General features: G+C 60.6%; 19 protein-coding genes. 14 read left to right on the forward strand and 5 right to left on the reverse strand.

Going from position 1 to position 24358, the window contains the following annotated elements:
• Positions 1-12: 12 nt before the first annotated feature.
• From HXW87_RS12945 to prpD, 6 genes are all read left to right on the forward strand, one after another.
• A complete protein-coding gene (locus HXW87_RS12945; RefSeq protein ID WP_174377155.1) occupies positions 13-735 on the forward strand; it encodes a GntR family transcriptional regulator in 723 nt (240 codons plus the stop codon).
• The gene (gene prpB / locus HXW87_RS12950; RefSeq protein WP_003223269.1) at positions 732-1625 is read left to right on the forward strand and encodes a methylisocitrate lyase; all 894 of its coding nucleotides are present in this window, start codon (positions 732-734) and stop codon (positions 1623-1625) included. The genes HXW87_RS12945 and prpB overlap by 4 nt, the downstream gene beginning before the upstream one ends.
• A 137-nt stretch (positions 1626-1762) precedes the next feature.
• Positions 1763-2890, forward strand: coding sequence for a 2-methylcitrate synthase (prpC, locus tag HXW87_RS12955; RefSeq protein ID WP_182404171.1), 1128 nt, complete (start codon positions 1763-1765; stop codon positions 2888-2890).
• A gap of 204 nt (positions 2891-3094) precedes the next feature.
• Complete coding sequence (gene acnD / locus HXW87_RS12960) at positions 3095-5689, forward strand: Fe/S-dependent 2-methylisocitrate dehydratase AcnD (protein ID WP_121184486.1); 2595 nt, start codon at positions 3095-3097, stop codon at positions 5687-5689.
• A 54-nt stretch (positions 5690-5743) separates the two neighbouring features.
• Complete coding sequence (gene prpF, locus HXW87_RS12965) at positions 5744-6946, forward strand: 2-methylaconitate cis-trans isomerase PrpF (RefSeq protein WP_182404061.1); 1203 nt, start codon at positions 5744-5746, stop codon at positions 6944-6946.
• A gap of 182 nt (positions 6947-7128) precedes the next feature.
• Positions 7129-8613, forward strand: a complete 1485-nt coding sequence (gene prpD, locus HXW87_RS12970) for a 2-methylcitrate dehydratase (protein WP_239779014.1) — start codon at positions 7129-7131, stop codon at positions 8611-8613.
• Positions 8614-8723: 110 nt separating this feature from the next.
• Here prpD and HXW87_RS12975 read toward each other — a convergent pair whose 3' ends face one another.
• Positions 8724-9542 carry a pyruvate, water dikinase regulatory protein gene (locus HXW87_RS12975; protein ID WP_007960912.1) on the reverse strand — a complete coding sequence of 273 codons (819 nt, stop codon included), beginning with the start codon at positions 9540-9542 and terminating at the stop codon, positions 8724-8726.
• Positions 9543-9716: 174 nt separating this feature from the next.
• Here HXW87_RS12975 and ppsA point away from each other — a divergent pair, with 174 nt between their 5' ends.
• From ppsA to HXW87_RS13015, 8 genes are all read left to right on the forward strand, one after another.
• Positions 9717-12092, forward strand: coding sequence for a phosphoenolpyruvate synthase (gene ppsA / locus HXW87_RS12980; protein WP_041067660.1), 2376 nt, complete (start codon positions 9717-9719; stop codon positions 12090-12092).
• Positions 12093-12274: 182 nt separating this feature from the next.
• Positions 12275-13264, forward strand: coding sequence for an alpha/beta fold hydrolase (locus HXW87_RS12985; protein ID WP_182404173.1), 990 nt, complete (start codon positions 12275-12277; stop codon positions 13262-13264).
• 226 nt (positions 13265-13490) lie between these two features.
• Positions 13491-13982 (forward strand): ribonuclease E activity regulator RraA, encoded by a 492-nt coding sequence (gene rraA / locus HXW87_RS12990; RefSeq protein WP_182404174.1) that lies wholly within the window; start codon positions 13491-13493, stop codon positions 13980-13982.
• Between the two features lie 22 nt (positions 13983-14004).
• Entirely contained in the window at positions 14005-15000 is a 996-nt protein-coding gene (locus HXW87_RS12995; RefSeq protein ID WP_121184492.1) for a zinc transporter ZntB, read from the forward strand.
• Positions 15001-15063: 63 nt separating this feature from the next.
• A complete protein-coding gene (locus HXW87_RS13000) occupies positions 15064-15312 on the forward strand; it encodes a CrfX protein (RefSeq protein WP_239779015.1) in 249 nt (82 codons plus the stop codon).
• Between the two features lie 2 nt (positions 15313-15314).
• A complete protein-coding gene (locus tag HXW87_RS13005) occupies positions 15315-16139 on the forward strand; it encodes a mechanosensitive ion channel domain-containing protein (RefSeq protein WP_007916401.1) in 825 nt (274 codons plus the stop codon).
• Positions 16140-16226: 87 nt separating this feature from the next.
• Positions 16227-16817 carry an RNA polymerase sigma factor SigX gene (sigX, locus tag HXW87_RS13010; RefSeq protein ID WP_011333251.1) on the forward strand — a complete coding sequence of 197 codons (591 nt, stop codon included), beginning with the start codon at positions 16227-16229 and terminating at the stop codon, positions 16815-16817.
• Between the two features lie 107 nt (positions 16818-16924).
• On the forward strand, positions 16925-17974 hold the full coding sequence (locus HXW87_RS13015) for an OmpA family protein (protein WP_027613290.1): 1050 nt from the start codon (positions 16925-16927) through the stop codon (positions 17972-17974).
• 70 nt (positions 17975-18044) lie between these two features.
• Here the strand turns inward: HXW87_RS13015 and cobA are convergent, their stop codons facing one another.
• Genes cobA through nirB form a run of 4 tightly spaced genes read right to left on the reverse strand, consistent with a single transcriptional unit; the run spans position 18045 to position 24326 of the window.
• A complete protein-coding gene (gene cobA / locus HXW87_RS13020) occupies positions 18045-18833 on the reverse strand; it encodes a uroporphyrinogen-III C-methyltransferase (protein ID WP_182404175.1) in 789 nt (262 codons plus the stop codon).
• Between the two features lie 11 nt (positions 18834-18844).
• The gene (locus tag HXW87_RS13025; RefSeq protein WP_239779016.1) at positions 18845-21559 is read right to left on the reverse strand and encodes a nitrate reductase; all 2715 of its coding nucleotides are present in this window, start codon (positions 21557-21559) and stop codon (positions 18845-18847) included.
• Positions 21559-21876, reverse strand: a complete 318-nt coding sequence (nirD, locus tag HXW87_RS13030; protein ID WP_041067740.1) for a nitrite reductase small subunit NirD — start codon at positions 21874-21876, stop codon at positions 21559-21561. Before nirD ends, HXW87_RS13025 begins: the two co-directional genes overlap by 1 nt.
• Positions 21873-24326 carry a nitrite reductase large subunit NirB gene (nirB, locus tag HXW87_RS13035; protein ID WP_239779017.1) on the reverse strand — a complete coding sequence of 818 codons (2454 nt, stop codon included), beginning with the start codon at positions 24324-24326 and terminating at the stop codon, positions 21873-21875. Before nirB ends, nirD begins: the two co-directional genes overlap by 4 nt.
• Between the last annotated feature and the right edge of the window lie 32 nt (positions 24327-24358).

Consider the following 24358-nt stretch of genomic DNA (forward strand, 5'->3'; position numbering starts at 1 on the left):
TCGACAATCATGCTGGATCAACTCGATCCCCCGGTCATCAGCGGCGACGATTCCGAGACGCTCTCGGAAAACGTCTTCCGGCGCATCCAGGCGGCCATCGTCAAAGGTGAGATCGCCCCCGGCAGCAAGATCTCCGAGCCGGAGCTGGCGCGCACCTACGGCATCAGTCGCGGGCCGCTGCGCGAGGCCATTCATCGGCTCGAAGGCCAACGCCTGCTGGTGCGCGTACCGCATGTCGGCGCGCGAGTGGTGTCGCTCAGCCACGCCGAATTGCTTGAGCTCTACGAAATCCGCGAATCCCTTGAAGGCATGGCCTGCCGTCTGGCGGCCGAGCGCATGAGCGTCGAAGACATCGACGAACTGCGCCGGGTGCTGGAAACCCACGAGCGCGACGCGGCGTTTCAGGCCGGCGTCGGCTATTACCAGCAGGAAGGCGATTTCGACTTTCACTATCGAATCATTCAGGGCAGCGGCAATCGCACCCTGACCCAGATGCTTTGCGGCGAGTTGTATCAACTGGTGCGCATGTACCGAATCCAGTTTTCCACCACGCCCAATCGGCCACGTCAGGCGTTTGCCGAACACCACCGGATTCTCGATGCCATCGCCGACCGTGACGGCGAGCTCGCGGAATTGTTGATGCGCCGCCACATCGGCGCCTCGAAACGCAACATCGCCCGTCATTACCAGGACGGCGCCGACAATAAGACAGCCACTGAACGAGGTGAGTCATGAGTTCCAAGCAGAACACTCCAGGCCAGCGTTTCCGCGATGCGGTCGCCAGCGAGCATCCATTGCAGGTGGTCGGCGCGATCAACGCCAACCATGCGCTGCTGGCCAAGCGTGCCGGTTTCAAGGCGATCTACCTGTCCGGTGGCGGGGTGGCCGCAGGCTCGCTCGGCGTGCCGGACCTGGGCATCACCGGCCTGGATGACGTGCTGACCGACGTGCGGCGCATCACCGACGTCTGCGACCTGCCACTGCTGGTGGACGTCGACACCGGTTTCGGCGCCTCGGCGTTCAACGTGGCGCGCACCGTGAAGTCGATGATCAAGTTCGGCGCGGCGGCGATTCACATCGAAGACCAGGTCGGCGCCAAGCGCTGCGGCCACCGTCCGAACAAGGAAATCGTCACCCAGCAGGAAATGGTCGACCGCATCAAGGCAGCGGTCGATGCTCGTACCGATGACAGCTTTGTGATCATGGCCCGCACTGACGCGCTGGCGGTTGAAGGTCTGGAGTCGGCACTGGATCGCGCCGCCGCGTGCATCGAGGCCGGCGCCGACATGATCTTCCCGGAAGCCATCACCGAACTTGAGATGTACAAGCTGTTCGCCAACCGCGTGAAGGCACCGATCCTCGCCAACATCACCGAGTTCGGTTCGACGCCGCTGTACACCACCGAGCAACTGGCTGGCGCCGATGTGTCGCTGGTGCTGTATCCGCTGTCGGCGTTCCGCGCGATGAACAAGGCAGCGGAAAACGTCTACACCGCGATCCGCCGCGACGGCACCCAGCAGAATGTCATCGACACCATGCAGACACGCATGGAGCTTTACGATCGCATCGACTACCACACCTTCGAGCAAAAGCTCGATGCGTTGTTTGCACAGAAGAAAGGCTGAACAAGATCCCCTGTGGGAGCGAGCCTGCTCGCGAAAGCGGTGAGTCAGGCGATAACAAAGTGACTGACACGACGCTTTCGCGAGCAGGCTCGCTCCCACACGTTTCCCCTACAAATTCAAGAAAATTGGAGACAGCAATGGCCGAAGCAAAAGTACTCAGTGGCGCCGGGCTCCGGGGCCAGGTTGCCGGGCAAACCGCACTGTCCACCGTGGGCCAGGCCGGTGCCGGGCTGACTTATCGCGGCTACGACGTGCGTGAACTGGCAGCCGACGCGCAGTTCGAAGAAGTGGCGTACCTGCTGCTGTACGGCGAACTGCCGACCCAGGCGCAACTCGACGCCTACCAGCAAAAGCTGAGCAAGCTGCGCGATCTGCCGCCAGCACTGAAAGAAGTGCTCGAACGCATCCCTGCCGACGCTCACCCGATGGACGTCATGCGCACCGGTTGTTCGTTCCTCGGCAACCTCGAACCGGAGAAAGATTTCTCCGAGCAGCGCGATAAGACCGATCGTCTGCTCGCCGCTTTCCCGGCGATCATGTGCTACTGGTATCGCTTCAGTCACGACGGCAAACGCATCAACTGCGTCAGTGATCAGCCATCGATTGGCGGCCACTTCCTGCACCTGTTGCACGACAAGAAACCGAGCGAGCTGCACGTCAAAGTGATGAACGTGTCGCTGATCCTTTACGCCGAACACGAATTCAACGCTTCGACGTTTACCGCTCGCGTTTGCGCATCAACCCTGTCCGACCTGTATTCCTGCGTCACTGCAGCGATCGGTTCGTTGCGCGGCCCGCTGCACGGCGGCGCCAACGAAGCGGCGATGGAAATGATCGAGCGCTTCTCGTCGCCGGAAGAGGCGATCAAGGGCACCCTCGGCATGCTGGAGCGCAAGGACAAGATCATGGGCTTCGGCCACGCGATCTATAAGGACAGCGATCCGCGCAACGAGGTGATCAAGGGCTGGTCGAAAAAACTCGCTGACGAAGTCGGTGACAAGGTGTTGTTCGCGGTTTCCGAAGCCATCGACAAGACCATGTGGGAGCAGAAGAAACTGTTCCCCAATGCCGACTTCTACCATGCCTCGGCGTACCACTTCATGGGCATCCCGACCAAGCTGTTCACGCCGATTTTCGTCTGCTCGCGCCTGACCGGCTGGGCCGCGCACGTGTTCGAACAGCGCGCCAACAACCGCATCATCCGTCCGAGCGCCGAGTACGTCGGCGTTGAACAGCGCAAGTTCGTGCCAATCGAACGTCGCTGAATGGTGAGGGCCAATCATCGGCATTGAAATTACCCAGATCCTGTGGGAGCGAGCTTGCTCGCGAATGCGGTAGATCAGTCGACATTGATGTTGAATGTCAGTCCATCTTCGCGAGCAAGCTCGCTCCCACAGGGTTCAGTGTGAATTTCAGGGTTGACGTTCGGCCCCACCCTTTGAAACCACCGTGACCCGAGTCCTGACCCGATGAACACAGCATTCCGCAAAAACCTGCCCGGCAGTTCCCTGGATTATTTCGACGTCCGTGCGGCGGTCGAGGCGATTCAGCCCGGCAGCTACGACACTTTGCCGTACACCTCCCGCGTGCTGGCGGAGAACCTGGTGCGTCGCTGCGACCCGGCCACGCTCACCGACTCCCTCAAGCAACTGATCGAACGCAAGCGCGACCTCGACTTCCCGTGGTTCCCGGCGCGCGTGGTCTGCCACGACATTCTCGGCCAGACCGCACTCGTGGACCTCGCCGGCCTGCGTGACGCGATTGCCCAGCAGGGTGGAGACCCGGCGCAGGTCAATCCGGTGGTGCCGACGCAACTGATCGTCGACCACTCGCTGGCGGTGGAAGCGGGCGGTTTCGACAAGCAGGCGTTCGAGAAGAACCGCGCCATCGAAGACCGGCGCAACGAAGACCGTTTCCACTTCATCAACTGGACCAAAAAGGCCTTCAAGAACGTCGACGTGATCCCGCCGGGCAACGGCATCATGCACCAGATCAACCTGGAGAAAATGTCTCCGGTGATCCAGGTGCGCGACGGCGTGGCGTTCCCCGACACCTGCGTCGGCACCGACAGCCACACCCCGCACGTCGATGCACTGGGCGTGATCGCCATCGGCGTCGGTGGCCTCGAAGCCGAGAGCGTGATGCTCGGTCGCGCCTCGTGGATGCGCCTGCCGGAAAGCGTCGGCGTTGAACTGACCGGCAAGCTGCAACCGGGCATCACCGCCACCGACATGGTGCTGGCCCTGACCGAGTACCTGCGCAAACAGAAAGTCGTTGGCGCCTGGCTGGAGTTCTTCGGCGAAGGTGCCTCCGCGCTGACCCTTGGCGACCGTGCGACCATCTCCAACATGGCCCCGGAATACGGCGCCACGGCGGCGATGTTCTACATCGACCAGCAGACCATCGACTACCTGAAACTCACTGGCCGTGAAGACCAGCAAGTGCAGTTGGTCGAGCAGTACGCCAGACTCAACGGCTTGTGGGCCGACAGCCTGAAAGGCGCGCAATACGAGCGTGGCCTGAGTTTCGATCTGTCTTCGGTGGTACGCAACATGGCCGGCCCGAGCAACCCGCACGCCCGTGTGGCGGTAGCGGATCTGGCGGCCAAAGGCATCTCCGGGCAGTGGGACGACGTGCCGGGGCAAATGCCTGACGGCGCGGTGATCATCGCCGCGATCACCAGCTGCACCAATACCAGCAACCCGCGCAACGTGATCGCCGCCGGCCTCTTGGCGCGTAACGCCAACAAGCTGGGGCTGACGCGCAAACCGTGGGTCAAATCCTCGCTGGCGCCGGGTTCGAAAACCGTAGCGCTGTACCTCGACGAAGCGGGGCTGACCACGGAGCTGGAACAACTCGGTTTCGGCGTCGTCGCGTTTGCCTGTACCACCTGCAACGGCATGTCCGGCGCACTCGATCCGGTGATCCAGCAAGAGATCATCGACCGCGACCTGTATGCGACTGCTGTGCTCTCCGGCAACCGCAACTTCGACGGCCGCATTCACCCGTACGCCAAACAGGCGTTCCTCGCGTCGCCGCCGCTGGTGGTCGCTTACGCCATCGCCGGGACCATCCGTTTCGACATTGAAAAAGACGTGCTGGGCGTGGTCGATGGCAAGGAAATCCGCCTGAAAGACATCTGGCCGAGCGACGAAGAAATCGACGCGGTGGTGAAATCTTCGGTCAAGCCTGAGCAGTTCCGGCAGGTCTACATCCCGATGTTCGCCGTCCACGAAGACACCGGCCCGAAAGTCGCGCCGCTGTATGACTGGCGCGAAATGAGCACCTACATCCGTCGGCCGCCGTACTGGGAAGGCGCACTGGCCGGGGCGCGTCCGCTGAAGGGCATGCGCCCGCTGGCGGTGCTGCCGGACAACATCACCACCGACCACCTGTCGCCCTCCAACGCGATCATGCTCGACAGCGCCGCCGGCGAATACCTGGCGAAAATGGGCCTGCCGGAAGAGGACTTCAACTCCTACGCCACGCACCGCGGCGACCACCTGACCGCGCAGCGTGCAACCTTCGCCAACCCGAAACTGTTCAACGAAATGGTCCAGGAAAACGGCAAGGTCAAGCAGGGTTCGCTGGCGCGGGTCGAGCCGGAAGGCAAGGTGATGCGCATGTGGGAAGCTATCGAAACCTACATGGAGCGCAAGCAGCCGTTGATCATCATTGCCGGCGCCGACTACGGCCAGGGCTCCTCCCGCGACTGGGCGGCGAAAGGTGTGCGTCTGGCAGGCGTCGAAGCGATCGTCGCCGAAGGCTTCGAGCGTATCCACCGCACCAACCTGGTGGGCATGGGCGTGTTGCCGCTGGAGTTCAAACCGGGTACCGACCGTCACACGCTGGCCATCGACGGCAGCGAAACCTACGACGTGATCGGCGCCCGCACCCCGCGTGCCGACCTGACGCTGGTAATCCACCGCAAGAATGGCGAGCGCGTTGAAGTGCCGGTGACCTGCCGCCTCGACACCGCCGAAGAAGTGTCGATCTACGAGGCCGGCGGCGTGTTGCAACGCTTCGCCCAGGACTTCCTCGAAGAGTCGGCGGTTGCCGTTTAAAACAAGTTAAGCGACCAAGGGATGATGAATCCCTTGGTCCTTTGAGGAGCAACCATGGCTCACGCAGCTCATTTCGCACCGCAGATAAAAATACCCGCCACCTACATGCGCGGCGGCACCAGCAAAGGCGTGTTTTTCAGCCTCAAGGATCTTCCCGAAACCGCGCAGATTCCCGGCCCGGCCCGCGATGCCTTGCTGCTGCGGGTGATCGGCAGCCCCGACCCGTACGACAAGCAGATCGACGGCATGGGCGGCGCCACCTCGAGCACCAGCAAAACCGTGATCCTGTCCAAAAGCATCAAGGCTGATCACGACGTCGATTACCTGTTCGGTCAGGTCTCTATCGACAAACCGTTCGTGGACTGGAGCGGCAACTGCGGCAACCTCTCGGCAGCGGTCGGTTCGTTCGCCATCAGCAACGGTCTGGTGGACGCCAGCCGCATTCCGCACAACGGCGTCGCGGTGGTGCGCGTGTGGCAGGCCAACATCGGCAAGACCATCATCGCCCATGTGCCGATCACCAACGGCGAAGTGCAGGAGACCGGTGATTTTGAACTCGACGGCGTGACCTTTCCGGCCGCCGAAGTGCAGGTCGAATTCATGGACCCGGCGGCGGAAGAAGAGGGCGGCGGCGGTTCGATGTTCCCCACCGGCAACCTGATCGATCAGCTGGAGGTGCCGGGTGTCGGCACGTTCCAGGCGACCATGATCAACGCCGGGATCCCGACGATTTTCGTCAACGCCGCAGACATCGGCTACACCGGCACCGAGCTGCAAGGCGCGATCAACAGCGACCCGAAAGCGCTGCAGATGTTCGAAACCATCCGCGCCTACGGTGCGCTGCGCATGGGCCTGATTTCGAGTCTGGATGAAGCAGCGAAGCGGCAGCACACGCCGAAAGTCGCGTTCGTCGCCAAGCCTGCGGATTACGTCGCGTCCAGCGGCAAATCGATTGCTGCCGCTGATGTCGATCTGCTGGTGCGTGCATTGTCGATGGGCAAACTGCACCACGCGATGATGGGCACGGCAGCGGTGGCGATCGGCACGGCGGCGGCGATTTCCGGGACGCTGGTGAATCTTGCTGCGGGCGGTATCGAACGCAATGCCGTGCGCTTCGGCCACCCGTCCGGGACCTTGCGCGTCGGTGCCGAAGCCAGCCTGGAAAACGGTGAGTGGGTGGTGAAAAAAGCCATCATGAGTCGCAGTGCGCGCGTCCTCATGGAAGGCTACGTGCGCATCCCTGGCGACTCCTTCTGAATCCAACACCGAACAGAACTGTAGGAGCTGCCGCAGGCTGCGATCTTTTGATCTTGATCTTGAAAAGCAAAATCAAAAGATCGCAGCCTTCGGCAGCTCCTACAGAGATTGCATTTCAAAAATAAAAATCCATCGCCTGAACCGAGGTCCCATCAACGAACCACTGCCAGAGTGAATCGAACATGAGCGCCAACGTCGACCTGAACAACCGCCCCGACTACGACCGTGTCCTGCAGGACATCGCCGATTACGTCCTCACCTTCAACATCGAATCTGCCGAAGCCCTCGACACCGCCCGCAACTGCCTGATGGATACGTTGGGCTGTGGCCTGCTGGCGCTGCGGTTCCCTGAATGCACGAAACACCTCGGCCCCATTGTCGAGGGCACGGTCGTGCCGTTCGGGGCGCGGGTGCCTGGCACTCCCTATCGCCTGGATCCGGTGAAAGCCGCGTGGGACATCGGCTGCATCGTGCGCTGGCTCGATTACAACGACACCTGGCTCGCGGCCGAATGGGGGCATCCGTCGGACAACCTCGGCGGGATTCTCGCGGTGGCCGATCACCTGTCGCAGAAGCGTGTCGCCAACGGCGAAGCGCCACTGACCGTGCGCGACGTGCTCGAAGCAATGATCATGGCCCACGAGATTCAAGGCGTGATAGCCCTGGAAAATTCCTTCAACCGCGTCGGCCTCGACCATGTGTTGCTGGTGAAAGTCGCCTCCACAGCCGTCACCGCGAAACTGATGGGCGCCAATCGCGAGCAGCTGCTGTCGGCGTTGTCCCATGCCTTCGCCGATGGTCAGGCCTTGCGCACTTATCGTCATGCGCCGAACGCCGGGTCGCGCAAGTCCTGGGCGGCGGGGGATGCGACCAGCCGCGGCGTGCGCCTGGCCGACATCGCGCTACGCGGCGAGATGGGCGTTCCCGGGGTGTTGACGGCCAAGCAGTGGGGCTTCTATGACGTGTCGTTCAGCCACACCAACCACGATCTGGCGCTCAAGCCGGAGGGCAAACGCACCTTCAGTTTTTCGCGGCCCTACGGCAGTTACGTGATGGAAAACGTGCTGTTCAAGATCAGCTTCCCCGCCGAGTTCCACGCGCAGACGGCCTGCGAAGCGGCGGTGACCTTGCATCCGTTGGTGCGCAACCGCTTGCATGAAATCGACCGCATCGTCATCACCACCCATGAGTCGGCGATTCGCATCATCTCCAAGGTCGGGCCGCTGGCCAACGCCGCCGACCGCGATCACTGCCTGCAGTACATGACCGCCGTGCCGCTGGCGTTCGGCAATCTGCTGGCCGAGCAGTACGAGGACGACTTCCACGCCGCGCACCCGATCATCGATGTGCTGCGCGAGAAAATGGTCATCGTCGAAGACCCGCGTTTCACCCGCGAATACCTGGAGGCTGACAAGCGCTCGATCGCCAACGCGGTGCAGGTGTTTTTCAAGGATGGATCGAGCACCGAGAACGTGGTGGTCGAATACCCGATCGGCCACCGTCGGCGCCGGGTCGAAGGTATTCCATTGCTGGAGGACAAGTTCAAGGCGAATCTGCTGACCCGATTCACTGCGCAGCGCAGCGGCGAGATCTTCGCGTTATGCGCGGATCAGGCGCGGCTTGAAGCGACCCCCGTGAATCGTTTCATCGACCTGTTTACCCTCTGAATACTTTCCCCTGTAGGAGCTGCCGCAGGCTGCGATCTTTTGCTCTTGCTGTTAACGATCAACATCAAAAGATCGCAGCCTGCGGCAGCTCCTACAGGAGGCGAGTGGTGTTACTTGAAACGCCGTTCGACGCCTTTCTCCACCAGAATCTTCGCCGAAATCTCTTCCACCGAAAAATGCGTGGAGTTGATGTGCGGGATGTTCTCGCGGCGGAACAGGTTTTCCACTTCGCGCACTTCGAATTCGCACTGGGCATAGCTCGAATAGCGGCTGTTGGGCTTGCGTTCGTTGCGAATCGCGGTGAGGCGGTCCGGGTCGATGGTCAAGCCGAACAGCTTGTGCTGATGGGCGCGCAGGGCGGTCGGCAGGGTCAGGCGCTCCATGTCGTCTTCGGTCAACGGGTAGTTGGCCGCGCGGATGCCGAATTGCATCGCCATGTACAGGCACGTCGGCGTCTTACCACATCGCGACACGCCCACTAGTATCAGGTCGGCCTTGTCGTAATAGTGGGTGCGTGCGCCGTCATCGTTGTCGAGAGCGAAGTTCACCGCTTCGATGCGCTCCATGTAATTGGAGTTGTGGCCGATCGAATGCGACTTGCCGACGGTGTAGGAGGAATGCTCGGTCAGCTCCTGTTCGAGCGGGGCGAGGAAGGTCGAGAAAATGTCGATCATGAAACCATTGGATGTTGCGAGAATCTCACGGATGTCCTGATTGACGATGGTGTCGAAGATGATCGGGCGGAAGCCGTCGGTTTCAGCGGCTTTGTTGATTTGTTGTACCATGGCCCGCGCTTTGTCCGCGTTGTCGATATACGGCCGCGTGAGCTTGGTGAAGGTAATGTTTTCGAACTGCGCCAGAAGGCTTTGACCCAGGGTTTCGGCGGTAATGCCGGTGCCATCGGAGATAAAGAAAGCAGATCGTTTCATTTGCACCTTGGGCCTTAAGCTAATGAGCATTCTTGGATATGATAGGCGCGATTTGCCGGCCGCCATTGGCCCGCATTCTCACTTATTTTCCAGGTCCAGGCCATACAGCCGGCCAACGCTCCCCCGAGCTGCCGGTTTCTGAGCTTTTCCAACACAGTTAGTGGAGAGATCACCTTGGTAGAGTACGTAGTTTCCCTCGATAAGCTCGGCAAACACGATGTTGAGCATGTGGGGGGCAAGAACGCATCCCTGGGCGAGATGATCAGCAACCTGGCAGGTGCCGGTGTGTCGGTCCCCGGCGGCTTTGCCACCACCGCGCAGGCCTATCGCGACTTTCTCGAACTGAGCGGCCTCAACGACCAGATCCACAAGGCTCTCGACGCCCTGGACGTCGATGACGTCAACGCGCTGGCCAAGACCGGTGCACAGATCCGTCAATGGATCATGGAAGCCGAATTCCCCGAAAAACTGAATACCGAGATCCGCACCGCGTTCGCCGCGCTGTCGGCCGGTAATCCTGACGTGGCCGTGGCCGTGCGCTCTTCCGCCACCGCCGAAGACTTGCCGGACGCCTCGTTCGCCGGTCAGCAGGAAACCTTCCTGAACATCCGTGGCGTGGAAAACGTTATCCGCGCCGCCAAAGAGGTGTTCGCTTCGCTGTTCAACGACCGCGCCATCTCCTACCGCGTGCACCAGGGCTTCGACCACAAACTGGTCGCCCTGTCGGCTGGCGTGCAGCGCATGGTGCGTTCGGAAACCGGCACCGCCGGCGTGATGTTCACCCTCGATACCGAATCCGGTTTCCGTGACGTGGTGTTCATCACCGGCGCCTACGGTCTGGGCGAAACCGTCGTCCAAGGCGCGGTCAACCCGGATGAGTTCTACGTGCACAAAGGCACGCTGGAGGCGGGTCGCCCGGCGATCCTGCGTCGCAACCTGGGCAGCAAAGCCATCAAAATGATCTACGGCGACGAGGCCAAGGCCGGTCGTTCGGTGAAGACCGTCGATGTCGACAAGGCTGAGCGCGCACGTTTCTGCCTGACCGACGCTGAAGTCAGCGAGCTGGCCAAGCAGGCGATGATCATCGAGAAGCACTACGGCTGCCCGATGGACATCGAGTGGGCCAAGGACGGTGACGACGGCAAGCTGTACATCGTGCAGGCCCGCCCGGAAACCGTGAAAAGCCGCACCCAGGCCAACGTCATGGAACGTTACCTGCTGAAAGAAACCGGCACTGTGCTGGTGGAAGGTCGTGCCATTGGCCAGCGCATCGGCGCCGGTAAAGTGCGGATCATCAAGGACGTCTCGGAAATGGACAAAGTCCAGGCCGGTGACGTGCTGGTCTCCGACATGACCGACCCGGACTGGGAACCGGTGATGAAGCGCGCCAGCGCCATCGTCACCAACCGTGGCGGCCGTACCTGTCACGCGGCGATTATCGCCCGTGAACTGGGGATTCCGGCGGTGGTGGGTTGCGGCAACGCCACCCAGCTGCTGAAGGATGGCCAGGGCGTGACCGTGTCCTGCGCCGAAGGCGACACCGGTTACATCTTCGAAGGCGAACTGGGCTTCGACGTCAAGAAAAACTCCGTGGACGCCATGCCGGAGCTGCCGTTCAAAATCATGATGAACGTCGGCAACCCGGACCGCGCCTTCGACTTCGCGCAGTTGCCGAACGCCGGTGTCGGTCTGGCGCGTCTGGAGTTCATCATCAACCGCATGATCGGCGTACACCCGAAAGCGCTGTTGAATTACGACGGCCTGCCGCAGGAAATCAAGGACAGCGTCGACAAGCGCATCGCCGGTTACCACGATCCAGTCGGTTTCTACGTCGAAAAACTGGTGGAAGGCATCAGCACCCTCGCGGCCGCGTTCTGGCCGAAGAAGGTCATCGTGCGTCTGTCGGACTTCAAGTCCAACGAGTACGCCAACCTGATCGGCGGCAAGCTGTACGAGCCGGAAGAAGAAAACCCGATGCTCGGCTTCCGTGGCGCTTCGCGTTACATCAGCGAATCGTTCCGTGACTGCTTCGAACTCGAATGCCGCGCGCTGAAACGCGTGCGCAACGAGATGGGCCTGACCAACGTCGAAATCATGGTGCCGTTCGTCCGTACACTGGGCGAAGCCAGCCAGGTGGTCGATCTGCTCGCCGAAAACGGCCTGGCCCGTGGCGACAACGGCCTGCGCGTGATCATGATGTGCGAACTGCCCTCCAACGCGATTCTCGCTGAAGAATTCCTCGAATTCTTTGACGGTTTCTCCATCGGTTCCAACGACCTGACCCAGCTGACCCTGGGCCTGGACCGTGACTCCGGGATCATCGCGCACCTGTTCGACGAGCGTAATCCGGCGGTGAAGAAGCTGCTGGCCAACGCGATTGCCGCGTGCAACAAGGCCGGCAAGTACATCGGCATTTGCGGTCAGGGCCCTTCGGATCACCCGGACCTGGCCAAATGGCTGATGGAGCAGGGCATCGAAAGCGTGTCGCTGAACCCGGACTCCGTACTGGAAACCTGGTTCTTCCTCGCTGAAGGCCAAGCGCAGGCGTAAGCAGATGTGAACGGCCCGTTCCCTTGTGGGAGCGCGCCTGCTCGCGAAGACGGAGCAACATTCATCAGTGATGTTGGCTGACACTCCGCTTTCGTGAGCAGGCTCGCTCCCACAGGAGGCGGGTTTGAGATTTGAGTAGGGCGGGCTCCTGTAGATGCCGCCCTTTTTTGTGCAAGAGCATTATGCAAAGCAGCAGCAACCTGTTTCCTGTCGCCCTGATCAGCGCCGAACGTCGCGGTGATCTGAGCGAAGATGTGTATCGACTCAAACCCGGCAACAGTCCCGACTGGTCCGTGGAAATCGCCGTGACCCGCTTGGGCATGGCGGATGACACGGCGCCGCGCGGCGTGCCGGTGATTTTGCTGCATGGCAGTTTTTCCAACCGGCGCTTCTGGTTTTCCCCCAAAGGCCTGGGCCTGGGCGCTTACCTGACGCGTCTGGGCTTCGACGTGTGGATCCCGGAAATGCGTGGTCACGGCCTGTCGCAGCGCAACGAGGATTACCGGCGCAACCGTGTGGCTGACTACGCCCGTTACGATCTGCCGGCGATTGCCGCGTTCGTCCGTGAGCAGAGCGGGCAGGTCCCGCACTGGATCGGCCATTCGCTGGGTGGCATTACCCTGGCGGCGGCGCTCGGTGGCGAATACCTCGGCGAGCCGGCGGTGGCCTCGGCGGCGTTTTTCGGCACGCAGGTCAGCCGCACTTACTGGCCGTTGAAGATCCCGCCAGTGGAGTGGAGCGGGCGCTTCATTCTCAAGCGCTTCGCGCAGTTGTCGGGCTCCCGCCTCAAGCGCGGACCGGAAGACGAACCCATCGGTCTGGCGCTGGAAAGCATGCGCTGGTACGGCCTGTTCGGGCGGTTTGGCGACAAGGACAAGGATTGGTGGGCGGGACTTGCCGAGGTGCAGGTGCCGGTGCTGGCCGTGACGGCAGCGGGGGATCACCAGGATCCGGAGTGGGCCTGTCGCAAACTGTTCGAGCAGATCGGCTCCGAGCACAAACAGTTCGTCAATCTGGGGCGCGAGCAGGGCTTCAGCGACAACTTCGGGCATGTCGAGATGCTGGTGAGCAAAGCGGCGCAGGCCGAGGTTTGGCCACTGGTGGCGCGCTGGTTGAGCGATCAGCAGACGCCGTTGCTCGGCGACAAGCCGGATCTTGCCGCTGCGGTCTGAGTTCGGGGCTCTGAAAAGGGCATTTCGTTCAGGTCGGCTTGCGGCTAAGATATGACGCATTGTGCGATTCTGGTCATATTTGGTGGCTGTTTAGCTATTACGTTTCAGCGTTTGTTCAGGTTCGTTCAGCGACCATGGCATGAACTAAGGTAAACAGCGACCGCCGGGACTCGTTTCAACAGAGTGCGACATCTTTGATCGTCTTCCTTTTTACAGGAGTTTTTCGATGAACCATTACCTCACGCCTGACCTGTGCGACGCCTATCCGGATCTGGTGCAGGTGCTGGAACCGATGTTCAGCAATTTCGGCGGCCGTGATTCCTTCGGCGGCGAAATCGTGACCATCAAATGTTTCGAAGACAACTCGCTGGTCAAGGAGCAAGCCGAACTCAAGGGCAATGGCAAGGTGCTGGTGGTCGATGGCGGCGGTTCGCTGCGTCGCGCGCTGCTGGGCGACATGATCGCCGAGAAAGCCGCGAAAAACGGCTGGGAAGGGATGGTCATCTACGGTTGCATCCGTGATGTCGACGTTATTGCCCAGACCGATCTCGGCGTTCAGGCGTTGGCCAGCCATCCGATGAAGACCGAAAAACGTGGCATCGGCGATCTCAACGTAGCGGTGACTTTCGCCGGCGTGACGTTCCATCCGGGCCAATACATCTATGCGGACAACAACGGCGTGATCGTTTCGCCGAGCCCGCTGCAGATGCCTGAATAAAGTTTTCGACAAAGGGATGCGGATGTTCGAGGAAGAAAACGCGCAGTGGGGGCTGGTGCATGCCCTGGTGCTGGACGGTAAAGGCGGTGCGCGTTCGATTGCCCGGACTGAGCTCGACGATCTGCAACTGCAGGCTCATGAGAGCCTGTGGCTGCATTGGGATCGCAGTCATCCGCAAACCCAGACCTGGCTGCGCAAATCCAGCGGCCTGAATGAATTCGCCTGCGACCTGCTGCTGGAAGAGAACACTCGGCCGCGCCTCCTGCCGTTGCCGGATGCCGAGTTGCTGCTGTTTCTGCGCGGGGTCAACCTCAACCCGGGGGCCGAGCCGGAAGACATGGTCTCGGTGCGGATTTTCGCCTCCGCCCAGCGCGTCATCTCGCTGCGTCTGCGCCCGTTGCGTGCCACCGATGAACTGCTGGCGCTGTTGAGCGAAGGCAAAGGCCCGAAAACCTCTTCTGAACTCATCCTGTATCTGGCGCAATTCCTCACCCACAAGGTGCAGGATCTGGTCACCTGCCTGTCGGAGCTGGTCGATGAAGAGGAAGAAAAGCTGGATGCCGACGAACGGTATACCCCCGAACATGGCTCGATTTTGCACATCCGTCGCCGGGCGGCCGGATTGAAACGTTTTCTGGCGCCGCAGCGGGATATTTTCGGACAACTGACGCGGATAAAACTGCCATGGTTTGTCGATGATGATGCCGACTACTGGAACGAATTGAACAACAGCCTGACCCGCTATCTCGAAGAGCTGGAACTGACCCGAGAGCGCATGGGGCTTGTACTGGAGGCCGAAGACCGGCGTTTGAACGTGCGCATGAATCGCACGATGTACCGCTTCGGCATCATCACCTGCATCTTTTTGCCGATGAGTTTTCTCACCGGCCTTTTGGGTATCAACGTGGGCGGCATTCCGTTCTCGAGCAGCCCTTATGGTTTCCTGATTGCCTGTCTGACAGTGCTGGCGATGGCCTTCGGTCAATGGTGGTTATTCCGCCGTTTGCGCTGGGTGTGAATATGCAACATGTGACCCGACCAAATTTGCCCGCGTCTTTCACAGACATCACGAGAGGTGCGTATGCACGATCCGTTTGAACAGTCTTTGCGCGACATGCTCAACGCTTCGCCGTCCAGCCGCGACGACGATGCCTGCCTGGATCGCGTACTCAAAACCGCCAACCGCCAGGTGGGCGCCGGTGATCTGTTCAGCCTGCTGGGCCGCTGGTTGCCCGCGCTGATGATCGCCCTGAATAACGGATCGGCCCACGTTTCGCCGGTTTCCCGTCTTCGTAAAACTACTGCACGCACTGCTGATAAGGCTGATTGAATATGGAACTTGATCTCTGGACTCAGAGCCTCGTCACTGCAATGACTGCGTTGTGGACCAAAGTCGCCAATTTCATCCCGAACCTGTTCGGCGCACTGGTCGTGCTGCTGTTGGGCTTCGTGGTGGCCAAGTTGCTCGATACCTTGCTGTCCAAGCTGCTGGCCAAGCTGGGCCTTGATCGCCTGATGGGCGGCACCGGTCTGACCAAATTGATGTCGCGAGCCGGCCTGCAAGTGCCGATCTCGACCTTGATCGGCAAGATCGTTTACTGGTTCGTTCTGCTGATTTTTCTGGTTTCTGCAGCAGAGTCCCTTGGACTTGAGCGAGTTTCAGCTACGCTGGACATGCTGGCGTTGTATTTGCCGAAAGTTTTCGGCGCCGCGCTGGTGTTGCTGGTGGGTGTTTTGCTCGCGCAATTGGCCAATGGCCTCGTGCGCGGGGCGGCAGAAGGCGTAGGGCTGGACTACGCTTCGGGTTTGGGCCGCATTGCCCAGGGACTGGTGATCATCATCAGCATCTCGGTCGCGATCAGTCAGCTTGAGGTCAAGACCGACCTGCTGAACCATGTGATTGTCATCGTATTGATTACCGTTGGTCTGGCCGTAGCGCTGGCCATGGGGTTGGGAAGCCGGGAAATTGCCGGTCAGATTCTTGCGGGAATCTATGTGCGTGAGTTGTACCAGGTTGGGCAACAAGTGCGTGTTGGTGAGGTCGAAGGCCAGATCGAAGAGATCGGCACGGTTAAAACCACATTGCTGACCGATGAGGGTGAGCTAGTCTCACTTTCCAATCGGATCCTGCTGGAACAGCATGTGAGTAGCCGCTAACCCGGCAAACCCTGCTAATGTATGCCGCCGCAAAATGCCCTGAGAGGGGTGCGGCGGACATTGACCTGACTGTCGGCACGACTTGTTTTGAATAAAGCCCAAACGCTATCCACGCGCTACGACCCCCGTGAGCTCTCTGATGAGGAGCTGGTCGCGCGCTCGCATACCGAGCTGTTTCACGTGACGCGCGCCTATGAAGAGCTGATGCGGCGTTACCAGAGAACATTATTTAACGTTTGTGCGAGATATCTTGGGAACGATCGCGACGCAGACGATGTCTGTCAGGAAGTGATGCTTAAGGTGTTGTATGGCCTGAAGAACTTCGAGGGGAAATCGAAGTTCAAAACCTGGCTCTACAGCATCACGTATAACGAATGCATCACGCAGTATCGGAAGGAACGGCGAAAGCGTCGCTTGATGGACGCCTTGAGTCTGGACCCGCTGGAAGAAGCGTCGGAAGAAAAGGCGCCGAAACCCGAGGAGAAGGGCGGACTTGATCGCTGGCTGGTGTATGTGAACCCGATTGACCGTGAAATTCTGGTGCTACGATTTGTCGCAGAGCTGGAGTTTCAGGAGATCGCAGACATCATGCACATGGGTTTGAGTGCGACAAAAATGCGGTACAAACGTGCTCTAGACAAATTGCGTGAGAAATTTGCAGGCATTGCTGAAACTTAGTTCAGCGCAAATATCTCTTACGTGTAGGCAAGTTCTGATAGACTTGCCGCCGAGTTGTCCCCCGGTTTGCGGGACTGCTTCACAATCACCAGATGGGGATTTAACGGATGAAACTGAAAAACACCTTGGGCTTGGCCATTGGTTCTCTTATTGCCGCTACTTCGTTCGGCGCACTGGCACAAGGCCAAGGCGCAGTTGAAGGCGAGATCAACTACAAGAAGCAGTACAACGACAGCATTGATCATGTCGAAGACGGCTTCAACCCAGGCGCCAAAATCGGTTACTTCCTGACCGATGACGTCTCGATCAACTTCGGCTGGGATCGTAACAACCACACCCGTTCGAACGACGGTACCGGCAGCCAGAAACTGCGTGGTGACAACTTCGGTCTGACCGCTCAATACCACTTCAACAACGCTGGCGACGCTCTGCGTCCATACGTTGAAGGTGGCGTTAAGCACGGCAACCTGACCAACGTAGCTGCTGACGGCCACACCGGTCGCGACCAGTCGACTTTCCTGACTGCTGGCGCTGGCGTTAAGTACTACTTCGCCGAAAACTTCTTCGCCCGTGCTGGCGTAGAAGCTGACTACAAACTGGACAACGGCCGTTGGGACTACGCTCCATCGGTTGGTCTGGGTGTGAACTTCGGTGGCGGCGGCAAGCCAGCTGCTGCTCCAGTTCCAGCTCCGGCTGAAGTCTGCTCCGACAGCGACAACGACGGCGTTTGCGACAACGTTGACAAGTGCCCGGACACCCCAGCCAACGTAACTGTTGACGCTGATGGCTGCCCAGCAGTTGCTGAAGTTGTTCGTGTAGAGCTGGACGTGAAATTCGACTTCGACAAGTCGGTCGTCAAGCCAAACAGCTACGCTGACATCAAGAACCTGGCTGACTTCATGAAGCAGTACCCAGCCACTCACACCACTGTTGAAGGTCACACTGACTCCGTCGGTCCTGACGCTTACAACCAGAAACTGTCCGAGCGTCGTGCAAACGCCGTTAAGCAAGTTCTGACCCAGCAGTACGGTGTTGAGTCGTCCCGCGTTCAGTCGATCGGCTACGGCGAATCCCGCCCAGTAGCTGACAACAAAACTGAAGCTGGCCGTGCTGTTAACCGTCGCGTAGAAGCGCAGGTTGAAGCTCAAGCTAAGTAATTAGCTGCCGCTACGAGAAAAGCCCGGCTCAGGCCGGGCTTTTCTTTGCCTGCGATTTGGCGTTGAAGCGCTACAGATCGCAACCTGCGGCAGCTCCTGCACGGGGTCTGCTTCTGTAGGCGCTGCCGAAGGCTGCGCTCCTCTGATTTTCAACAACTGCGGCCACCGCGCCAATGACCAGAATGGCCGGGCTCTTCAGTCCAAACCTGCAGGCGTCGTTACCCATGCTCATCAGATCACTGCGGCACTCGCGCTGTTCTGGCAGAGAGGCATTCTCGATCATCGCCACTGGCATATCCGCCGCCATCCCGCCGGCCAGCAGTTGATCGCGGATCTCGTCCAGTTTGGCCACCCCCATGTAGATCACCAGTGTCGTCCCGCCTTGCGCCAGCGCCTGCCAGTTCAATTGGCTATCGTCCTGGGTATGCGCGGTCACCAGCGTCACCCCGCGCGCCACGCCGCGCAACGTCAGCGGAATATCGCACTGTGTCGCGCCAGCAAGGCCGGCGGTAATGCCGTTGACCAGCTCGACCTCAACCCCACGTTCGCGTAACCACTGCGCCTCCTCGCCACCACGGCCGAAAATGCACGGGTCACCGCCCTTGAGCCGCACCACGCATTGGCCCTGGCGGGCATAACGCAGCATCAGCCGGTGGATGAAGGCCTGCGGCGTCGAGCGGCAGCCACCGCGCTTGCCCACGGCAATGATTCGCGCCGTAGGGCAATGCTCCAGCACGGCGTCATTGACCAGATCGTCAATCAACACCACCTCTGCTTCGCGCAACGCGCGTACCGCTTTGAGCGTCAGTAATTCGGGATCACCGGGGCCTGCGCCCACCAGCCAGACTTTTGCATTCATGGTGTTTTCCTTCAGATGACCGATACCGGCTGCAAATCAGCGGCCAGCAAACGCTTGATTTCAGGGACACACGAGCCGCATTGCGTGCCGCACCCCAGTTGTTGTTTGAGACCTTGCAGATCCAGGCCCTGGCGAATTCCGGCACACACCGCGCTGTGGCTGACGTTTTTGCAGTTGCACAGGGTTTTGCCCGAATTGGCCTGAACGCCGGCATTGCCGGGTGGTGCACTCATCGGCGCCAGCAGCCAGCGGCGCAGTTGTTCATCGGCGCGACCCTCCAGCCACAAGCCTTGCAGCCAGTGCTGAGCCAGGGTTTCGCCCGCGAGGCGGATTGCGGTGATTCGGCCGTTTTCGATGCGTACCCGTTTGCCAATGGCGCGGCGCGGGTCGTCGTAGGCCAGCACTGGGCCGTCGAGCAGCGCCAGGCACTGGTCGATATCGCGCAGCCGTTGCGGCTCTGGCGGCGTGACGCTGGCAGCGCGTATCAGCAGCGCGGGCCGCTCACGTCCGACAAGGCTGAGGCTCACGTAGGAAAACGCCTCGCAGAGGGGTCGTAGCGTCTCGAAATGCCGTTGAACATCGCCCTCGATCAGGGCGAACAAGTGCCATGGCAGATTTACCGTTTCCAGACGCACGCCGCTGTGTTTGAGTTCGGGCTGCTTCGACAGAGGATCGAAGGCCGGCAAGGTCAGACTGTTGACCCCGCCCTTGAGAAACCGGTCGCCCCAATGCATCGGCAGAAACGCCTGGCCGGGGCGCACGCTGTCATCGCTGGCGACCGCGACGATAACGGCACCGCGCCGACTCTTCAGGTTGACCAGATCCCCCGGCTGCAAGCGCTGCCGGCGTAGCTCGTCCGGGTGCAGGCTTAACACGGCTTCGCTGACATGCCCGAACAATTGCGCCGCCGTGCCGGTGCGGCTCATGCCGTGCCATTGATCGCGCAGCCGGCCGGTGATCAGCGTCAGTGGGAACCGTGCATCGCGTTGTTCTTTGGCGGCGCGATAGGGATCGGCGACGAACTGCGCACGACCGTTAGCCGTGGGAAAAATCCCGTCGCCATACAAGCGTGCCGTGCCTTGCCGGGCGCCGGCGGGGAAGGGCCATTGCTGCGGTCCCAGTTCATCGATCAATTGATGGCTGAGGCCCGACAAGTCCAGATCCCGTCCACGGGTCAGTTGTTTGTATTCGTCGAACAACTGCGCCGGCTGTTCGAAAGCAAACAGGCTCGGATGAAGTGGGCGCAGACGTTTCTCCAGCCGCTGTGCGAAAGCCACGGTGATCGCCCAGTCCGGCCGTGCTTCGCCCGGTGGGAGAATGGCCTGTCGTACGTGGGAAATGCGCCGTTCGGAGTTGGTCACCGAACCTTCTTTCTCGCCCCAACTGGCAGCGGGTAACAACAGGTCGGCGAAGGCGGCGGTTTCGGTGGTGCGGAAGGCTTCCTGCAACACCACGAACGGGCAGGTCTGCAGCGCCTCGCGCACCGCCTGCTGGTCAGGCATGGACTGTGCGGGATTGGTGCAGGCAATCCACAGCGCCTTGATCTGGCCGCTGCGCATCCGCTCGAACAGCTCGATAGCGCTGAGGCCACTGGTTTGAGGCAGTTGATCGACACCCCAACAGGCTGCCACTTCGTCGCGATGCTCGGGATTGGCCGCTTCACGGTGACCGGGCAGCAAATTGGACAGGCTGCCGGTTTCCCGCCCGCCCATGGCATTTGGCTGACCGGTCAAAGAGAAAGGTCCTGCACCCGGGCGGCCGATTTGCCCGGTGGCCAGGTGCAGATTGATCAGCGCGCTGTTTTTTGCGCTGCCAGCGGTGGACTGATTCAGGCCCATGCACCATAGCGACAGGAAGCTTGGCGCGGTGCCCACCCATTCCGCGCACTGCTGCAATTGCTCGACACTGATCCCGCAGAGTTGCGCAACCATTTGCGGGGTGTAGTCGCGCACCAGATTTTTCAGCTCGGGCAAACCGTCGGTGTGCGCCTGGATGAAGTCGCGGTCGATCCGGTCTTCCCACAGCAGCAAATGCAAAATCCCATGGAACAGCGCGACATCGGTGCCGGGCAGAATCGCCAGATGTAGGTCCGCCAGCTCACAGGTGTCGGTGCGCCGGGGATCGATGACGATGACCTTCATCTGCGGCCGGCGCGATTTTGCCTCTTCCAGGCGTCGGAATAGGACTGGATGGGCGTAGGCCATGTTACTGCCGGCGATCATCACGCAATCGCTCAGCTCCAGATCCTCGTAACTGCACGGCGGCGCATCGGCGCCGAGGCTGCGCTTGTAACCGACCACTGCCGACGACATGCACAGCCGGGAATTGCTGTCGATGTTGTTGGTGCCGACCAGTGCTCGTGCCAATTTGTTGAAGGCGTAATAGTCCTCGGTCAGCAACTGCCCGGAAATGTAAAACGCCACGCTGTCCGGGCCGTGTTCGGCGATGGTCTCGGCAAAAACCTGGGTCGCGTGATCCAGCGCCGTGTCCCAGTCGCAACGGCTGCGCGCCAGGCCTTTGCCCAAGCGCAGCTCCGGGTACAGCGCCCGGGCAGCCAGATCGCCGGTCAAGTGCAGGGTCGAGCCTTTGCTGCACAGTTTGCCGAAGTTGGCCGGATGCGCCGGATCGCCGCTGACGCCGAGAATGCGCTCGCCGTCATGCTCGATCAGCACGCCGCAGCCGACGCCGCAGTAGCAGCAGGTCGAGGCGGTCGTCTGGCGGTTCATCAGACCGCTTCCCGCAGGGCCAATTGCACGCGGCCGTTTTCGACTCGGGCCGGATGATGGTGCGCGCAGCCGATGTCCGGAGCCTGGGCCTCGCCGGTTTGCAGGTCGATTTGCCAGTTGTGCAGCGGGCAGGCCACGCGTTTGCCGTAGATCAAACCTTGTGACAGCGGACCGCCCTTGTGCGGGCAGCGGTCGTCGAGGGCGAAAACTTCATCATCACTCGTCCGAAAAATCGCGATGTCGCCTTTCGGCCCGGCAATGATTCGCGAACCGAGGGCATTGATCTCTTCCAGGGCACAGATATCGAGCCAATTCATGCCGGCACCTCCAGGTTTTTCACGGGGATCACGTCGAATTCTTTCTTCAGTTGCGGCTGCGCGAGGCGCTCTTTCCATGGGTCTTGCTCAAACGACAGGGAGAATTGCAGGCGCTCATTCAGGGCCTTGCGGCGCTCGGGGTCTTCCAGCACGGCTTTCTTGATGTGCTCCATGCCGACCCGTTGCAGGTAGTGCACGGTGCGTTCGAGGTAGAAGGCTTCTTCGCGGTACAGCTGCAGAAACGCGCCGTTGTATTCGCGGACTTCCTCGGCGGTTTTCAGCTTGACGAAGAACTCGGCGACTTCGGTCTTGATCCCGCCGTTGCCGCCGATGTACATCTCCCAGCCGGAGTCGACGCCGATGATTCCTACGTCCTTGATCCCCGCTTCCGAGCAGTTGCGTGGGCATCCGGAGACAGCGAGTTTCACTTTGTGCGGTGACCACATGTTGAAGAGGTCGTGTTCCAGCTCGATGCCCAGCTGCGTCGAATTCTGCGTGCCGAAACGGCAGAACTCGCTGCCGACGCAGGTTTTCACGGTGCGGATGGATTTGCCGTAGGCGTGGCCGGAGGGCATGTCGAGGTCCTTCCAGACGCCGGGCAAGTCCTGTTTCTTGATCCCCAGCAGGTCGATGCGCTGACCGCCGGTGACCTTGACCATGGGTACGTTGTATTTGTCCGCCACGTCGGCAATCCGGCGCAGTTCCGAAGGGTTGGTCACGCCGCCCCACATCCGTGGCACCACCGAATAGGTGCCGTCCTTCTGAATGTTGGCGTGGGCACGTTCGTTGATCAGGCGCGATTGCGGATCGTCTTTGGCTTCGCCGGGCCAGGTGGAAATCAGGTAGTAGTTCAGCGCCGGACGGCAGGTGGCGCAGCCATTCGGGGTGCGCCAGTTGAGGTAGCTCATGGTGCCGGCGATGGTCAGCAGATGCTGTTCGCGGATCGCCTGGCGGATCTGTCCGTGGTTGAGGTCGCTGCAACCGCAGATGGCTTTTTCGCTTTTCGGTTTGACGTCCGCCGCGCCGCCGACGGTGTTGATCAGGATCTGCTCGACCAGCCCGGCACAGGAGCCGCACGAGCTTGCAGCTTTGGTGTGCTTCTTCACTTCATCGACGCTGAACAGACCGTGTTCCTGAATCGCCTTGACGATGGTGCCCTTGCACACGCCATTGCAGCCGCAGACTTCGGCGGTGTCGGCCATGGCCATGGCTTTGTCCTGGCCCTGATGTCCTACGTCGCCGATAGAATTTTCACCAAACATCAGGTGATCGCGGATCTCGCCGATGGCGTGATTCTCACGAATCTGTCGGAAATACCAACCGCCATCTGCCGTATCGCCGTACAGACAGGCGCCGACCAGCACGTCATCCTTGATCACCAGTTTTTTGTACACGCCGCCGATCGGGTCGGAGAGGGTGATGGTTTCGGTGCCTTCGCCGCCCATGAAATCGCCGGCGGAAAACAGGTCGATGCCGGTGACTTTCAATTTGGTCGAGGTGACCGAACCCTGATACCGGGCGAAACCCAGTTGCGCGAGATGGTTGGCGCACACCTTGGCCTGTTCGAACAGCGGCGCCACCAGGCCATACGCGATGCCGCGATGGCTGGCGCACTCGCCAATGGCATAGATGCGCGGATCGTAGGTTTGCAGGGTGTCGTTGACCAGAATCCCGCGATTGCACGGGATGCCGGCGCGTTCCGCCAGTTCGGTGTTGGGGCGGATGCCGGCCGCCATCACCACCAGATCGGCAGGGATGATCTCGCCGTTCTTGAACTGCACCGAGCCGACCCGGCCATTGCCCGCGTCGTGCAGGGCCTGGGTCTGCTCGCACAGACGAAAGTGCAGGCCACGGGCTTCGAGGGCGCTTTGCAGCAGTTGCCCGCTGGTCTTGTCCAGTTGCCGCTCCAGCAGCCATTCGCCGATGTGCACCACCGTGACGTGCATGCCGCGCAGCATCAGGCCGTTGGCGGCTTCGAGGCCGAGCAGGCCGCCGCCGATGACCACCGCGTGCTTGTGGGTTCTGGCGGTGTCGATCATGGCCTGGGTGTCGGCGATGTCGCGGTAGCCGATCACCCCCTGCAAGTCATTGCCCGGGATCGGCAGGATGAACGGTGTCGAGCCGGTGGCAATCAGCAGGCGATCATATTCGGCTTCAGTGCCGTCTTCGGCGATCACCCGGCGTTTGACCCGGTCGATCTGCACCACCTTGCGGTTGAGCAGCAACTTGATGTGGTTTTCCAGGTACCAGTCGAGGTCGTTGAGCACGATCTCTTCGAAGGTCTGCTCACCGGCCAGCACCGGCGACAGCAGGATGCGGTTGTAGTTGGTGTGCGGTTCGGCACCGAAGACCGTGATGTCGTACAGCTCGTTGCTCAGCTTGAGCAGTTCTTCCAGGGTGCGAACCCCGGCCATGCCATTGCCGATCATCACCAGTTTGAGTTTTTTCATCAGGTTCTCCGGGGAGCGGTGGCTGGCCTCTT

The sequence above is a fragment of the Pseudomonas sp. Y5-11 genome (assembly GCF_022368695.1).
GTDB lineage: Bacteria > Pseudomonadota > Gammaproteobacteria > Pseudomonadales > Pseudomonadaceae > Aquipseudomonas > Aquipseudomonas parakoreensis.